The 14758-nt window shown below is 64.1% G+C and carries 15 protein-coding genes and 1 pseudogene; 8 read left to right on the forward strand and 8 right to left on the reverse strand.

The genetic code is table 11. From position 1 onward, the window contains the following. Positions 1–9 precede the first annotated feature (9 nt). Both IF809_RS05620 and IF809_RS05625 read left to right on the forward strand, forming a co-directional pair. Complete coding sequence (locus IF809_RS05620; RefSeq protein WP_128964256.1) at positions 10–879, forward strand: carbohydrate ABC transporter permease; 870 nt, start codon at positions 10–12, stop codon at positions 877–879. Beyond that, the gene (locus IF809_RS05625; protein WP_128964255.1) at positions 876–1742 is read left to right on the forward strand and encodes a carbohydrate ABC transporter permease; all 867 of its coding nucleotides are present in this window, start codon (positions 876–878) and stop codon (positions 1740–1742) included. The genes IF809_RS05620 and IF809_RS05625 overlap by 4 nt, the downstream gene beginning before the upstream one ends. On the opposite strand, the gene IF809_RS05630 is transcribed toward IF809_RS05625, so the two are convergent. From IF809_RS05630 to IF809_RS05655, 6 genes are all read right to left on the reverse strand, one after another. Continuing rightward, positions 1739–2239, reverse strand: coding sequence for a DUF6622 family protein (locus IF809_RS05630; protein WP_462837050.1), 501 nt, complete (start codon positions 2237–2239; stop codon positions 1739–1741). The genes IF809_RS05625 and IF809_RS05630 overlap by 4 nt on opposite strands. 12 nt (positions 2240–2251) lie before the next feature. Next, positions 2252–3064, reverse strand: coding sequence for an ABC transporter permease (locus tag IF809_RS05635; protein WP_462837051.1), 813 nt, complete (start codon positions 3062–3064; stop codon positions 2252–2254). Position 3065: 1 nt separating this feature from the next. Beyond that, on the reverse strand, positions 3066–3977 hold the full coding sequence (locus IF809_RS05640) for an ABC transporter permease (RefSeq protein ID WP_462837052.1): 912 nt from the start codon (positions 3975–3977) through the stop codon (positions 3066–3068). Then, entirely contained in the window at positions 3974–5143 is a 1170-nt protein-coding gene (locus tag IF809_RS05645; RefSeq protein ID WP_462837053.1) for an ABC transporter ATP-binding protein, read from the reverse strand. Before IF809_RS05645 ends, IF809_RS05640 begins: the two co-directional genes overlap by 4 nt. Positions 5144–5195: 52 nt before the next feature. Further along, positions 5196–6665: a glycerol-3-phosphate dehydrogenase gene (locus tag IF809_RS05650; RefSeq protein WP_462837054.1), complete on the reverse strand. Its 1470-nt coding sequence runs from the start codon at positions 6663–6665 to the stop codon at positions 5196–5198. Positions 6666–6804: 139 nt separating this feature from the next. Beyond that, positions 6805–9483, reverse strand: coding sequence for a sensor domain-containing protein (locus IF809_RS05655; protein WP_462837055.1), 2679 nt, complete (start codon positions 9481–9483; stop codon positions 6805–6807). A gap of 205 nt (positions 9484–9688) precedes the next feature. Here IF809_RS05655 and IF809_RS05660 point away from each other — a divergent pair, with 205 nt between their 5' ends. Beyond that, entirely contained in the window at positions 9689–10792 is a 1104-nt protein-coding gene (locus tag IF809_RS05660) for an NAD(P)/FAD-dependent oxidoreductase (RefSeq protein WP_462837056.1), read from the forward strand. A gap of 156 nt (positions 10793–10948) precedes the next feature. On the opposite strand, the gene IF809_RS05665 is transcribed toward IF809_RS05660, so the two are convergent. After that, on the reverse strand, positions 10949–11131 hold the full coding sequence (locus tag IF809_RS05665; RefSeq protein WP_092302764.1) for a YdcH family protein: 183 nt from the start codon (positions 11129–11131) through the stop codon (positions 10949–10951). A 326-nt stretch (positions 11132–11457) separates the two neighbouring features. Here IF809_RS05665 and IF809_RS05670 point away from each other — a divergent pair, with 326 nt between their 5' ends. From IF809_RS05670 to IF809_RS05680, 3 genes and pseudogenes are all read left to right on the forward strand, one after another. Further along, positions 11458–11664, forward strand: coding sequence for a YdcH family protein (locus IF809_RS05670; protein ID WP_128969171.1), 207 nt, complete (start codon positions 11458–11460; stop codon positions 11662–11664). A 142-nt stretch (positions 11665–11806) separates the two neighbouring features. Next, entirely contained in the window at positions 11807–12025 is a 219-nt protein-coding gene (locus tag IF809_RS05675; RefSeq protein WP_128964248.1) for a hypothetical protein, read from the forward strand. 19 nt (positions 12026–12044) lie between these two features. Further along, positions 12045–12293 (forward strand): annotated as a pseudogene (locus IF809_RS05680) (hypothetical protein); the annotation flags it as partial. On the opposite strand, the gene IF809_RS05685 reads toward IF809_RS05680, so the two are convergent. Then, positions 12294–13004 (reverse strand): GGDEF domain-containing protein, encoded by a 711-nt coding sequence (locus IF809_RS05685; RefSeq protein ID WP_462837057.1) that lies wholly within the window; start codon positions 13002–13004, stop codon positions 12294–12296. Positions 13005–13145: 141 nt separating this feature from the next. Here IF809_RS05685 and purE point away from each other — a divergent pair, with 141 nt between their 5' ends. After that, entirely contained in the window at positions 13146–13634 is a 489-nt protein-coding gene (purE, locus tag IF809_RS05690; protein WP_128964246.1) for a 5-(carboxyamino)imidazole ribonucleotide mutase, read from the forward strand. Further along, the gene (locus IF809_RS05695; RefSeq protein ID WP_453995321.1) at positions 13631–14737 is read left to right on the forward strand and encodes a 5-(carboxyamino)imidazole ribonucleotide synthase; all 1107 of its coding nucleotides are present in this window, start codon (positions 13631–13633) and stop codon (positions 14735–14737) included. Before purE ends, IF809_RS05695 begins: the two co-directional genes overlap by 4 nt. The last annotated feature ends 21 nt before the right edge of the window (positions 14738–14758 follow it).

Consider the following 14758-nt stretch of genomic DNA (forward strand, 5'->3'; position numbering starts at 1 on the left):
CCGAAAAGAATGGCGATCACGCTCTCTGGCGATCAGGCGATCGCCCCACCCTTGTCGTCGCGGCTGAGCCCGGCGCAGGTCTGGGGCATCGTGCTGCTCACGCCCTATTTCCTCGTCTTCCTCGCCTTCGTCGTCTACCCCGTCTGCTACGGGCTTTGGCTGGCGCGAGCCCCATCGAACTATGTCGCGCTCTACAACGACCCGATCTTCGCGCGCGCCGCGGTCAACACGCTGATCTTCCTGGTGATCGGCATCAACATCAAGATGCTGATCGCGCTGTTCCTGTCCGGCTTCTTCGCCCAGCAGCGCACCTGGATCAAATGGCTGTCGGTGATCTTCATCCTGCCCTGGGCGGTGCCGTCGATCCCGACCATCCTGTCGGTGCGGTTCATGCTCAATCCCGAATGGGGCATAATCAATCACTACATCTTCGCCTTCACCGGTGACGACGGCCCGAACTGGCTGAACGACCCGACCGTGGCGCTGACCATGGCGATCGCCGTGCACATCTGGAAGTCGCTGCCGTTCTGGACGCTGATCCTGATCACCGGCCGCCTTGCGATCTCGCACGATCTGTTCGAGGCCGCCGAGGTCGACGGCGCCAGCTGGTGGCAGAAATTCCGCTTCATCACCTGGCCGTCGATGCAGACGCTCTACGTGACCTGCACGCTGCTCTCGATGATCTGGACGCTGGGCGACTTCAACAGCGTCTACCTTCTCACCGGCGGTGGGCCGGCCGACCTCACGCATGTGCTGTCGACACTCGGCATCCGCTATCTCCGGCTCGACCAGCTCTCGCTAGCGATGGCTTCCATCGTCTGCGCGATGCCGTTCGTCCTGCCGCTCGTGTACTTCATGATGAAACGGTTGTCGCGATGAAGCTCCCCGGCGTAAGCGAATTCTCCTGGCGTGACGTCGCCACCGAAGCGCGGCTGCTGCTGATCGGCATTCCCGTCTTCCTGTGGACGATGATTCCGATCTACCACATGTTCCTGTTCGCCATCTCCCCGAAGGAAGACGCGTTCTCGGGCAAGCTGTGGCCGGACCACCCGACGCTGCACAACTTCGAGATCGTGTTCAAGCAGCAGCACTATTTCCTGCGCGACTTCTACGTCCAGTTCTGGAATTCGGTGGTGATTGCGGCTGCCGTCGGCGCGCTGACACTGGTCGTCGCAACTGCCGCGGCGTTCTCGATCTCGCGGCTGAAGGTGCCGGGCGGACGCATGGTGTTGAACCTCGCGCTGTTCACCTATTTCATCCCCGCCGCGTTCCTCGCCGTGCCGATGTACCGCACCATGGGCAATTACGGCCTGCTCAACAATCGCTGGTCGCTGATCCTCGCCATGGTGACGATCGCCTCGCCTTACGCGATCTGGGTGCTGAAGCAGGCCTCGGACAAGCTGCCGGTCGAGCTCGACGAAGCCGCGGTGATGGACGGCGCCACGACGCTGCAGATCTTCCGCCTGGTCTATCTGCCACTGATGATGCCGTCGCTGGTCGCGATCGGCACTTATGCGGTGCTGCTCGCCTGGAACGAATATCTCTACGCGTTCCTGCTGCTCTCGAACGACCAGGACATCACGCTTCCCGTCGCGCTCGGCAACTTCCTCGCCGCCGACGATTCGCCGTGGGAGCTGTTGATGACCACCGGCTTCATCTACGCGCTGCCGCCGGCCGCGGTCTACTACGCCTTCCGCCGCTACATGGTGGGCGGGCTCACGGCCGGTGCGGTGAAGTCCTAGACATCGGCCGCGCGCTTCCTGCGATAAGCAATCAACAGCGCGATCATCGAGCCGAAGAAATAGCCGGCGGTCGCGCCCGAGATGGCGCGGCCGACAATGATGGCCACGGCGCGGTCGCCGGCGTCGATCGCCGAGATCACGCTCACCGTATATTGTAGAAAAAACACGACGAGATTGCGGATCAGCCCGAACGCGCTGCGCGGCCGGATGATTTCCCCGGTCTTGTGATCGACATCGAACGGGCGCGGCGTCAGCACGCCCAAAGGCAGGAGCGCCAGCGCCGCCACGATCCATGCGACGAGCGGCCACTGGTTATCCTGGTGCCCAAAGCCAATCCGCGAGACGCCCCAGACGATGAACACGACCGGGACGATCAGCGCGCGCCAGATCGGCGCCTTGCGCGGCTGCATCGACTTGATGCCCTGCCAAACCAGATAAGCGAGCAGGATCCAGACCCATGGCGGCGTATGGGCGATTATCTGATAAAAGAACGTCATGACCGCTTCTCCCTAAAGAGGCGCTGCACTCTCGCCCTGCGAACTCGACAGTTTTGAAGCAAGCGAGGCGATGACGATGACCACCGCGATCAGCGCGATCACCAGCGTGCAGATCGCATTGATCTCGGGTTTCACGCCCAGCCGCACCTCGGAATAGATCCGGATCGGCAGGGTTGCCGAGCCGGGGCCGGTCGTAAAGCTCGCGATCACGAGATCGTCGAGGGAGAGCGTGAAAGCCAGCATCCAGCCGGCGACGATAGCGGGTGCGATCAGCGGCAACGTCACCAACAGGAAGGCGCGAACCGGAGCACAGCCGAGATCCATCGCCGCCTCCTCCAGCGAGCGGTCGAGCGAGCCGAGACGCGACTGCACGACCACGGCGACGAAACACATCGTCAGCGTGGTGTGGGCGATCGTCACCGTCCAGAAGCCGCGCTCGGCGTTCAGCGCCACGAACAACAGGAGCAGCGACAGTCCCGTGATCACCTCCGGCATCACCAGCGGCGCATAGAGCATGCCGGAGAACAGCGTGCGGCCGCGAAAGCGCTCGCCGCGCGAGAGCGCCACGGCGGCCAGCGTGCCGAGCAGCGTGGCGATCGTTGCGGATGAGACCGCGACCCGCAGGCTCATCCAGGACGCCTCGATCATGGCCCGGTCGGCGAAGAACTCGTGATACCAGCGCAGCGACCAGCCGCCCCACACCGTCACCAGCCGCGAGGCGTTGAAGGAATAGATCACGAGAATGAGGATCGGCAGATACAGGAAGGCGAGGCCCAGCGCGAGCGAAGCGATGTTGAAGCGAGACAGGCGGGAGACCTTGGGCATCTCAGCGCTCCTCCAGCTGCCGGCGCTGCAGCCGCTCGTAGAAGAGAAGCGGCAACAGCAGCACCACGAGCAGCAGGATCGCCGCAGCTGAAGCCACCGGCCAGTCCTTGTTGGTGAAGAATTCAAGCCACAGCGTCTGGCCGATCATCAGCGAATTGGAGCCGGCGAGGAGATCCGGAATCACGAACTCGCCGACGATCGGGATGAAGCAGAGCAGCACACCGGCGCCGACGCCGGGCAGCGACAGCGGGAAGGTCACCAGCCAGAACACCTGCCACGGCGGCGCGCCGAGATCGCTGGCGGCCTCTTCCAGCGCCGGCTCCATCCTGGCGAGCGTGGCATAGAGCGGCAGGATCATGAACGGCAGATAGGAATAGACGATGCCGATATACATCGCCGTGTCAGTGGACAACCACACCACGGGCTGGCTGACCAGGTGCAGCGCCAGCAGGATCTGGTTGAGCAGGCCATCATGCTGGAGGATGTTGATCCAGGCATAGATGCGGATCAGGAACGAGGTCCAGAACGGCACGATCACCAGCACCATCGCCACCGCCTGCCAGCGCTTCGGCAATCGCGCCATGCCGTAAGCGATGGGATAGCCGATAAGAAGCAACAAGCCGGTCGCCGTGAGGGCAACGGTCAGACTACGGAGGTAGGCGAACACATAGAGGTCGTCGGAGGCGAGCAGCCGAAAATTGTCGATCGAGAGCGCGGCAAAAGCCGCCTGGATTGCGGTCCACCCAGCCGTCAGATCGAACACCGGCTCGTAAGGCGGCTGCGCGATCACCGTCTGCGACAGGCTGATCTTCAGCACGAAGCCGAACGGCACCAGGAAGAACAGCACCATCCAGACATAAGGCGCGATCGCGGCAAAGCGCGCCGGCCGCGCGAAAATCCGGCGCGCGCTCATGACGGCAGCACCACGCAGTCGTCGGGCGTGAACCAGGCGACGACATGCTGGTTCAGGCTGTAGGCATCCACATCGAGGCGGGCGCTGTTGGCGACGGACGCCTGCATCACCCCGCCGGCATCGAGCCTGACCTTGTAGGTGGTGGTGCCGCCGAGATAGCAGATGTCGGCGATCACGCCGTCCAGCACGTTGATAGCGGTCCCACGACCGGCCTCGCTCACCGGACCACGACGCGACAGCTTGACCTTTTCGGGGCGGATCGCGACCGAGAACTTGACGTCACCGAGCGGCTGGCGCGGCTCGGCCACCACCAGCGTCCCCGCATCACGCGTGCCGACGACCAGGCGATGGCCATCGCGCAATTTGGACTCGGCGTCGAACAGATTGATGTCACCGACGAACTCCGCGACCCAGCGCGAGCGGGGTGCCTCGTAGAGCTCACGCGGAGACGCGACCTGCACAAGCTTGCCTGACTTCATCACGCCGATCCGGCTGGCCATCGTCATCGCCTCCTCCTGGTCGTGGGTGACGATGATGAAGGTCATGCCGAGTCGCCGCTGGAGCTCCATCAACTCGCCTTGCGTGTTCTCGCGCAGTTTCTTGTCGAGCGCTGCGAGCGGCTCGTCGAGCAGCAGCAATTGCGGCCGGCGGGCCAGCGCGCGGGCCAGCGCGACGCGCTGCCGCTGGCCGCCGGAGAGCTGGTCGGGCTTGCGCTTCTCCAGCCCCTCGAGCTTCACCAGCGCGACCATCTCCGCAACACGGGGGGCGATGTCGGCGCGCGACATGCCGGCGCGCTTGAGGCCGAAGGCGATGTTGTCGCGCACCGACAGATGCGGAAACAACGCGTAGTTCTGGAACATCATGTTGATGGGGCGCTCGTGCGGCAGCGCCTGCGCAATGTCCTTGCCGCCGAGCAGGATGCGCCCTTCGTCCGGGGCCTCAAACCCCGCGAGCATGCGCAGCAGCGTGGTCTTGCCGCAGCCGCTTGGCCCGAGCAGCGCAAAGAATTCGCCGGCCTTGATGTCGAGCGATACGCCGTCGACGGCACGGAACGTTCCGAACGTCTTCACCACGCCCTCGATGCGCAACAGCGGCTGGCCAATGGACGGAGACACATCTCCTGCCGCAGCGGCCGCGGTATCCGTTCCAGGCAATTCGTCAGTCATCGTCCCAGCCAACCCCAATGCCGCCGCACGCTAGCCGCGGAACGTGCTTTGCTCAACTGGTTCGAGCCAAGTCCGCCATGAAGGCCGCTAGTGCGTCCCGATCCGCGGCAGGCATGGTCAGGCCGAGCTTGGAACGGCGCCACAGGATGTCGTCGGGAAAGCGCGCCCATTCACGGGCCATCAGATAGCGTACCTCGGCGCCGGTCAGTTCAGGACCGAAGGCCGGGCCGAGCTCTTCGCGTGTCTTCGCCTCGCCCAGCACATCAGGCAGCCGCGTGCCGTAGGCCGCGAGCAGGCGGCGCGCTTGCGGCTCGGAAAGAAACCGCCAGCGGTGGCGCGCCAGATCGACTTCGGTTTCGAAACGATCCCAGGCGAAATCGCCGCCCGGCAATGCTGCGTCTGAAGTCCAGGGCCGCAACATCGGATAGAACGGCGTCAGCCGTGTCACCGCCCGCTCGGCGCGCAGCCGCGAGGTCGTGACGTCGCCACCGAACATCGTGAGCAGCGGCGCCTTGCGCCGGCGCGCGTGGAACAGCGTGGTGACGTCTCTTCGCCGTGCGGCTGCGAGCGTCAAATTGACGCCGGAGACCGTGCGCACCACGTCGGTCGGGGCGACGCGCTCGCGGAAGTAACGGCTCACGGCCTCGCAGAGATAGCTGACATCGGCGCCCGGCATCGCGACAACAGCGGGATCGCCGGTGAAGTCGTGCGTGACCGTGCCGACCAGCGTGAAGCCGCGTTCGAACGGGCTGGCAAAAATCAGCCGACCGTCATTGTTCTGGAACACATAGACGTTGTCGGATTCGAACAGCCTGGGCACGACGATCTGGCTCATCTGTACGGCTGCCATTGCCGGCAGCGGCTGTCGCAGCACCGTCTCAGCGACTAACGATGTCCAGCCCCCGGTGGCATTGGCCAGCGCACGTGCCGTGATCACCCGGCGATGGCCGCGATCGACCAGCGCGAGCCGCCAGATGTCGGTCCTGTCGGCGCGGGCGCAGCGCGCCCCGGTTCGGATCGTGGCGCCATGCTCGGCGGCATCCAGCGCCGTGAGCACGACGAGGCGCGAATCGTCGACAATACAATCAGAGTATCCAAATGCGATACCGAACGGACGCTTCAGCGCGTTGCCGACCGGATGATGCGTGATGTCGAGCGTGGTCGATTGCAGCAGGCCGCCGCGGTTCGCCAGCGCGTCATAGACATACAATCCAGCCCGCAACAGCCATGGCGGACGCTCATCGGCATGCGCCGGGATCACAAAACTCATCGGCCGCACCAGATGCGGCGCGATCCGCAGCCAGGTTCGGCGTTCGGCAAGGGCTCGGCGCACCCGCCGGAAGCCGCGACGCTCCAGCACCGACAAATCGCCATGGATCAGCCGCGGCGTCGCCGACGAGGCTGCTCCGCCGAGATCGCCCTGTTCGATCAGGATGACCCGCAGGCCGCGGCCGGCCGCATCACGCGCGAGGCCGACGCCATTGAGGCCGCCACCGATGATCGCGAGGTCGTAATCCGCCATGAAACCGTCGAGAGGGAGCGAGCCAAGTCTCTCCTCACTAGAGCCTTTCCCGTTCCGATGGAATCGGAACGGGGCTCTAGATTCTTGTCTTGACGCGTTTTCTTCACGCGAACCGGTAGCCACTTCGCTCGAAAACGCTCTAGCCGGTCTTGAGCGCAAGCTCCATGGTCTCGACGCGGCCGATGAGGCCGGCATATTGTCCGATCGGCAAGGGCTTGCCGAGCAGATAGCCCTGCACGCCGTCGCAGCCTTCGCGAGCGAGGAAGGCGAGCTGGTCAATCGTCTCGACGCCCTCGGCAATGATCGACATTTCGAGGCCGTGGCCGAGATCGATCACGGCGCGGACGATCGCGGCCGATTGCGGGTTACGGCCCAGATTGACGATGAAGGCGCGGTCGATCTTGATCTTGTCGAACGGGAACGCCTGCAGATAGCTCAACGATGAATAGCCGCTGCCGAAATCGTCCATCGAGATCCGCACCCCGAGCGCCTTCAGCCGACGCAGCAGCGCCAGGCCGCGATCGAAATCCTCGATCAGCACGCCCTCGGTGATTTCGAGCTCGAGCCGGCCGGGCGCAAGGCCCGTCTCGATCAGGATCGAATGAACAAGCCCGACCACGTCGCCGTGCATGAACTGCGCCGGCGACAAATTGACCGCGACCTGGAGCGGCTTCGGCCACGACGCCGCCTCGCGGCAGGCCTCGCGCAGGATCCATTCGCCCATCTCGACGATCAGCCCGCTTTCCTCGGCGATGGGGATGAAGTCGGCGGGCGAGACCTGGCCGCGCACCGGGTGCTGCCAGCGCGCCAGCGCCTCGAAGCCGATGATCTCGCTCTCGGCGACGCTGTTGCGCGCGATGCCCTGCGGCTGGAAGGCCAGCGACAGCTCGCCGTTCTTGATTGCCATCGAGAGGTCCTGGTGCAGCACGCGGCGGTCGCGGATCTGCTGGTCCATCTCGGGCTGGTAGAGGCTGATCGTGCCGCGCGATTTCTGCTTGGCGCGGAACAGGGCCGCGCCGGCATTGGCGAGCAGCGCGGCGCCATCGGGGCCATTGTGCGGGAAGATCGACATGCCCGTGGTGATGCCGGCACGAACCGCGCGGCCATCGATGTGGAACTCCGGCGCCAGCACCTCGCCGAGCTGCTGCGCCAGCGCAAGGCCTGCATCGGGCTGCTTGCCGTCGATGATCAGGCCGAATTCGTCGCCGGACAGGCGCGCCACCAGGCCGCCGCGTGCGGCATCCTGGAGCCGCTGCGCCACCTCGACCAGCAGCTTGTCGCCAAGCGCGTGGCCGAACACGTCGTTGACCTCCTTGAGGCCGTCGAGATCGACGCAAAGCACCGCGAACTCCTCGTCGGTGCCCTCGCAGGCCTCGATCATCTGGTTCAGCGCCTGGAGGAAGGCGGCGCGGTTCGGCAGGTCGGTCAGGCCGTCGTGATAGGCCATATGCGCCATGCGCGACTCGGTCTGCCGGCGGTTGGTGACGTCCTCGTGGGTCTTGATCAGATATTGCGGCTCGCCGGCGTCGTTGAGCACCGTGGCACGGCGGGTCAGGAACAGGCGCAAGCCGTCCTTGGTGGAGATCGGATGCTCCTCGGTGATCATCCCGCGCTTCTTGATCGCGGCCTCGTCGCGCGCGATGATCAGCTTGGCTTCCTTGGCATTGAAGATATCGGAGGCGGTCAGGCCGGTGGCTTCCTCGCGCCTGCGGTTGAGGATCGTCTCGGCGCTGCGATTGGCGAGCAGGTAGCGGCCATCCTTGACCTGCTCCACGATCAGCGCGACCGGAATGTTGTCCACCACGAGCTCGAGGAACTTCTTGGTGCTCTCCAGCTCCTTGGACAGCGATTGCCGATCGGTAATGTCCTCGAACACCACCAGCAGGAATTCCGGCTTGTTGCTCTCGTTGCGAACCACGATGCGGATCGAGGCAACCATGCGTCGCGCACCGGCACGATCGACCTCGAACTCGTTGCGGTACTGGCCATCGGGCGAATCGAGCGCCGCCCGGTCGGCCGCCTCGATGCTGGCCGCCGAGCCGGGCGCAAACAGCTCCCGCGCTTTCCTGCCGACCGCGAAGTCAGGCGACAATCCCCAGAACCGCTCATAGGCGCTGTTCGCGAAGATATAGCAGCCGTCCTCGATGTTCTTGGCGGCGACGCAGGCGGGCACGTGGTCCAGCACCGATTCCAGGAATTGCTTGGTCGCGGCAAGCTGCCGCGACAGCTTGCGCTGCTCGCTAACGTCAAGATGGGTCGCCACCGAGCCGCCGTTGGGCAGAATGAAATATTTGACCAGAATGGCGCGACCGTCGGGCAATTCGGTGATCAGGCCGTTGGGACTTGACGCCTTCTCGTAGAAGTCGTCGTCGGAGACGCCAAGGACCCCGCGCTTTCGCCTGAGCTCAAGTATGTCGTAGCCGGTCATCCCGGCCCGGAGATCCGAGCGCGCCAAGCCGTAGATCTCGAGATAGCGGTCGTTGCAGAAGATGATGCGACGCTGCGCATCCGTCATCACTACGCCCTGATTGAGGTTGTTCATGGCGGAAGAGATGAAGGCGTTGCGGCGCAGCTGCGCACGCCTGTTCCGGCGCAGCGCGGAATGGATCCACAGCGCGATGGCGACCAGGAACGCGCAGACGACGATGCCCCCAATCAGGACTTCCCAGATCAGATTGGGATCGAGATCGCCGAGCCGGCTCGGCGCCGGGAGGCTCTCCGCATAGGCACGCGAAGGCGCGACCGCGCTGGTCAGGCACACGACGGCCTGCACAGCAATCGGAAGCATGCTGCCTTCCTGCCAGTTCTTCTCAGCCATCAGCCACCCGCGATTTCAACTGCGGATTGTCTGGCTTCACGGGTTTGGATCGGGTAAACGCCTGTACGCCCAACAGAAAAATGTGACGTGAATTACGGCAATTGCCCTGACATGATAAATGCTTCCTTAACGGAAAACGGCCGCGCGGCAGGCCTGCAAGGCAAACCGGCGCCATCAGCCTCTTCAACAGGGCGCCAGCACAACCATGGATAGGGTCGACTGCGTCGTCGTCGGAGCCGGCGTGGTCGGGCTCGCGGTGGCAAGGCGGCTCGCACAGGCCGGCCGCGAGGTGATCGTGCTCGAGGAAGCCGAGGCCATCGGCACCGTGACCTCCTCGCGCAACAGCGAGGTGATCCATGCCGGAATCTATTACCGTGCCGGAAGCTGGATGGCCCGCATGTGCGTCAGCGGCAAGCACGCGCTGTACCGCTATTGCGGCGAGCGCGGCATCCCGCACAAGAACTGCGGCAAGCTGATCGTCGCGACGAATCCGAAGGAAACCGAGAAGCTGCAATCGATCAAGGCGCATGCCGAGGCCAATGGCGTGCTCGACATGCAGTTGCTCCCGGGTGAGGCCGCACGCGCGCTGGAGCCGGCGCTGGCCTGCGATGCCGCGCTGCTGTCGCCGTCAACAGGCATCATCGACAGCCATGCCTACATGCTCTCGCTGCGCGGCGAGGCCGAGGAGGCAGGTGCAGCCTTTGCCTTCCACACGCCGCTGATCCGCGCCAAGGCGGACGGCGGAATCATCGAGATCGAAGCCGGCGGCGAAGCGCCGATGACGCTGCAATGCGGCCTGCTCGTCAATGCCGCAGGACTTTCCGCAACGAACGTGGCGCGTCACATCGACGGCATGCCTGTCGACCGGATTCCGCCGGCCTATCTCGCCAAGGGCAACTATTTCAGCTGCAATGCGCGCGCGCCGTTCTCCCACCTGATTTATCCGGTGCCCGAGCCCGGGGGGCTGGGGGTGCATTTGACGCTGGATATGGCGGGACAGGCGCGCTTCGGCCCCGACGTCGAATGGATCGAGACGATCGACTATGAGGTCGATCCGTCACGCGCCGAACGCTTCTATCCCGCGATCCGCAAATACTGGCCGACACTGCCCGACGGCGCACTGATGCCGAGCTATTCGGGCATCCGCCCGAAGATCGTGCCGCCGGCGGTGGCGACACAGGATTTCCTGATGCAGGGTCCGCGCGATCATGGCGTTGCAGGCCTGATCAATCTGTTCGGCATCGAATCGCCGGGCCTGACGTCGTCGCTCGCGATTGCGGACCACGTCGCGGAGCTCGCCGAGATCTAGATCGGTTTCAAATCGGGTGGAGACCGGTTCGCGTTAGGAAACGCGTCCAAACAAAAGCTCATGTCGCGCGGCGTGCACCTTACAGCAGGGATGAGCGCAAGCGTCTCATCCCTGTCTGAAGGGCTACGATCGAACTTGACGCTGTTACGGGGGTTACTAGTGAAGCGTGTCGCCGGACTGCTTCAGTCGCTCTATCTGGTCCTTGACCAGCAACTTGCGGCGCTTCAACTCAACAATTTGCAGGTCGTCTGTTGAAAGGTGCACGAGAGCTTCGTGCAATTCGTTTTCGAGAGTTTTATGCTTCCGTTCCAATTCAACCAGATGTGCCTGAATTGTCATTCGAAACCTCCTCGGTAGGTGTGAACCTTGGATTCGATCCGGACGAGGAAGTGTACATCACCGATTCGTTCTGTCGATGGGTATCCGTCGTCGCACCGTCATTTTTGAAAATTCATATGTAATGAAGCGTGAGTAAGGAACCACGCGCCGAAAGATCCATGATATCAATGCGCTTGCGCAACGCGGCTCCGAATCATTGAAATATCTTGCGGGATGGCGGTGTGTGGAGAGGCAGATCGCTTGCGATCACGCCGCGCAAGGACGATAATTTCCACAGGGCATCCACAGCCTTGATCTCAAGCTATCGGTTTTCGGCCACCGCAGACATGACCCATGAAAACGAGCGTGAGCTCGAAGCTGAGCTCACCCGGTTGCAGCAGGAACACCGAGATCTCGACGCGGCGATCGATGCACTGCATCAATCGCCTGCCCCCGATCTGTTGCGGTTACAGCGGCTGAAGAAACGCAAGCTGTTGTTGCGCGACCGCATCGCCTTCATCGAAGACCAGATCACGCCCGACATCATCGCCTGACCCGCGAGCACCTGCTCTCGTTGGCTTCGCCGGCGAATTGCCGCGCGTGAATCCGCTTGACTCAAAAAGAACAAAAGAGGAACATAAATACTGCCCCCGGCCCCCAGGAAACGCCCAAAGACAACCCGCAAGGACGCTGCCGATGTCAGTCCCCGCCCTTCTCGACAACAGCCATTATGAACAGGCCTGCGATCAGGCGATCGCGATGTGCGACGGCAATCTGCGCAGCACCATCAAGGCGCTGATCATGGCCAACGAATATCTGGAAGCCGAGCTGGAGGAATTGCAGGCGGCGATTTCGGCCGGCTGCATCCCCGAGACGTCGCGCAGCAAAGTGCGGAGCAACAGCAGCGCCGCCTGAGCTTCAAAGGAGCAACGCCATGTCTGATGTGACCTATTACGTTGCAATGCCCTTCCTGATTGATGCCGACGGATCGCCTGTCGCGGGCGCCGCCGAGGAATGCCAGAGCTCGACAGCCGCGTTGCGGCGCGCCGAGGCGTTGGCGCGCGGCACCGGTCATATCGGCGCGGTCGCATTCAGCCGCAGCGGCGATCCCATGACGGGCGAATTCGGCGATGCCACGCTGCTGCGCAAATTCGGCAACGTGCCGGAAGATCTCGCCACCCTGTCAGCTGCTCACGAGCCTGATCCGCGGCTCGTGCCGTCGATGGGCCTTGCGCACATACATGGCTGCATCGGCCTCCTCGAGCGCACGGGCGGCCTCTGAGTGCACACCAAGCAGCGAGATGCCGGCTGAGGCGCCCGCCGTGACGTGCTGGCCGCGAAAGGTGAATGACAAATCGTCGATCGCCTGCTCGAAGATGGCGGCCTTCGCCTTGGCATCGGTCTCGCTGAGATTCCACAACAGCAAGGCAAACTCATCGCCACCGAGACGACCGACCACGTCGGAGGCGCGGATCTGCCGCGTCAGCGTCGTGGCGATCGCCTTCAGCACCTCGTCCCCCGCGGCATGACCGAAGGAATCGTTGATCGGCTTCAGCCGGTCGACATCGAGCACGATCAGCGCGCCGCTGGCGCGGTAGCGCTTCATATAGGCGATGGCGCGCTGGAGCTCGCGCTCGAAGCCCCGCCGGTTGGGTATATCCAGCAGGAAATCAGTGTCGGCCGCAGCCTCGAGCTCGGCAACGCGACGCAGCGCCTTCGTCAGCTTGGTCCGCAGGCTGCGGATGACCGCCTTGCTGCCATCCTTGCCCGCGTCATTGGCGGCGGCCGCGCGGCGCGGCGCCGCAACCCGCTTGGGTGCAGTTTTCGTGCGGCTCCCGCTGGTTTTCCGGCCCTTTTTGGCCTTCGCGGCGGTCGCCCTTTTTGGTTTCTTCATGGGCTTCCTGCTCAATGAAGGCTTGCGGGGATTCACCAAGACAGGATAGTGCATTCCCTTCTCCTTGCCACCGCCTTGCGAGCCGCCGGCCGGAACCTTTAATCTGGCCTATCCTTCTGTTTTCCGAGCACAATTGACGTCATGACCGCGCCGATCGCCATCATCATGGGAAGCCAGTCGGACTGGGAGACGATGCGGCACGCTGCCGATACGCTTGCAGCGCTCGGCGTCGCCTCCGATTCCCGCGTCGTTTCGGCACACCGCACCCCGGAGCGCCTGTTTACCTTCGCCAAGGGCGCCAAGGCTGCCGGCTTCAAGGTCATCATCGCCGGCGCCGGAGGGGCTGCGCATCTGCCCGGCATGGCCGCGGCGCTGACGGAACTGCCGGTGTTCGGCGTACCGGTCGAGTCCAGGACGCTGAAGGGGATCGATTCGCTCTATTCGATCGTTCAGATGCCCGCCGGCATTCCGGTCGGCACCCTCGCGATCGGTAAGGCCGGCGCCATCAACGCGGCGCTGCTCGCGGCATCGGTGCTGGCGCTGTCCGATCCTGATCTGTCGGACCGTCTCGCCGCCTGGCGCAAGGCCCAGACCGAGGCGGTTGCCGAGCGCCCGGAGGACAAGGCGTGACTGACGCAAAGCAGGTGAAGCTGAAGCCCGGCGACACCATCGGGATCCTCGGCGGCGGACAACTCGGTCGGATGCTGGCCATGGCCGCAGCACGGCTCGGGCTGCGCTGCCAGGTATTCTCACCCGATCCGGACTCGCCGGCGTTCGACGTCGTGCTGAACGCGACCTGCGCCGAATATGCCGACGTCGAGGCGCTCGAGCTGTTCGCTCACGACGTCGACGTCATCACCTACGAATTCGAGAACGTGCCGGCCGCAGCCGCCATGGTGCTGGACGCGCGCCGCCCGGTGCTGCCCAACCGCAAGATCCTCGAGACCACCCAGGACCGCCTCGCCGAAAAGGATTTCGTGACGCGGCTCGGCATCGGTACTGCAGGCTATGCCGACGTCACTTCCGTTTCCTCGCTGCGCGAGGCGATCGCCAGAATCGGCCTGCCCGCGGTGCTGAAGACCCGCCGCTTCGGTTATGACGGCAAGGGCCAGGCCATCATTCGCGAGGGCGACGACATCGCGAAAGTCTGGACCAGCCTCGGCACCAAATCGGCGATCCTGGAGGCGTTCGTGCCGTTCGAGCGCGAGATCTCCGTGATCGCCGCACGCTCGGCATCAGGCCAAGTCGAGTGTTTCGACGTCACCGAGAACGAGCATCGCGACCACATTCTGAAGATATCGCGTGCGCCGGCGCCGATCCCCGATGCGCTGGCTGAAGAGGCGCGCAGCATCGCGGGCAAGATCGCGACCGCGCTCGACTATGTCGGCGTGCTCGGCGTGGAGATGTTCGTGCTCGCCAATGGCGGCGGATCGAAGGTGCTGGTCAACGAGATCGCCCCGCGCGTGCACAATTCCGGCCACTGGACGCTCGACGGCGCGTCCGTCTCCCAGTTCGAGCAGCACATCCGGGCCATCGCAGGCTGGCCGCTCGGCAAGCCTGTGCGCCACGGCGAGGTCGTCACCATGACCAATCTGATCGGCGACGAGATCAACGATTACGAGAAGTGGCTGAGCGTGCCGGGCGCGACCGTGCACATCTACGGCAAGGGCGCTCCGCGTCCCGGCCGCAAGATGGGCCACGTCACCGAAGTCCGCCCCTCGAAGGGCAAGTAAGGGGACCGCAGCAAGAGCTCC

The organism is Bradyrhizobium sp. UFLA06-24, from assembly GCF_054967145.1.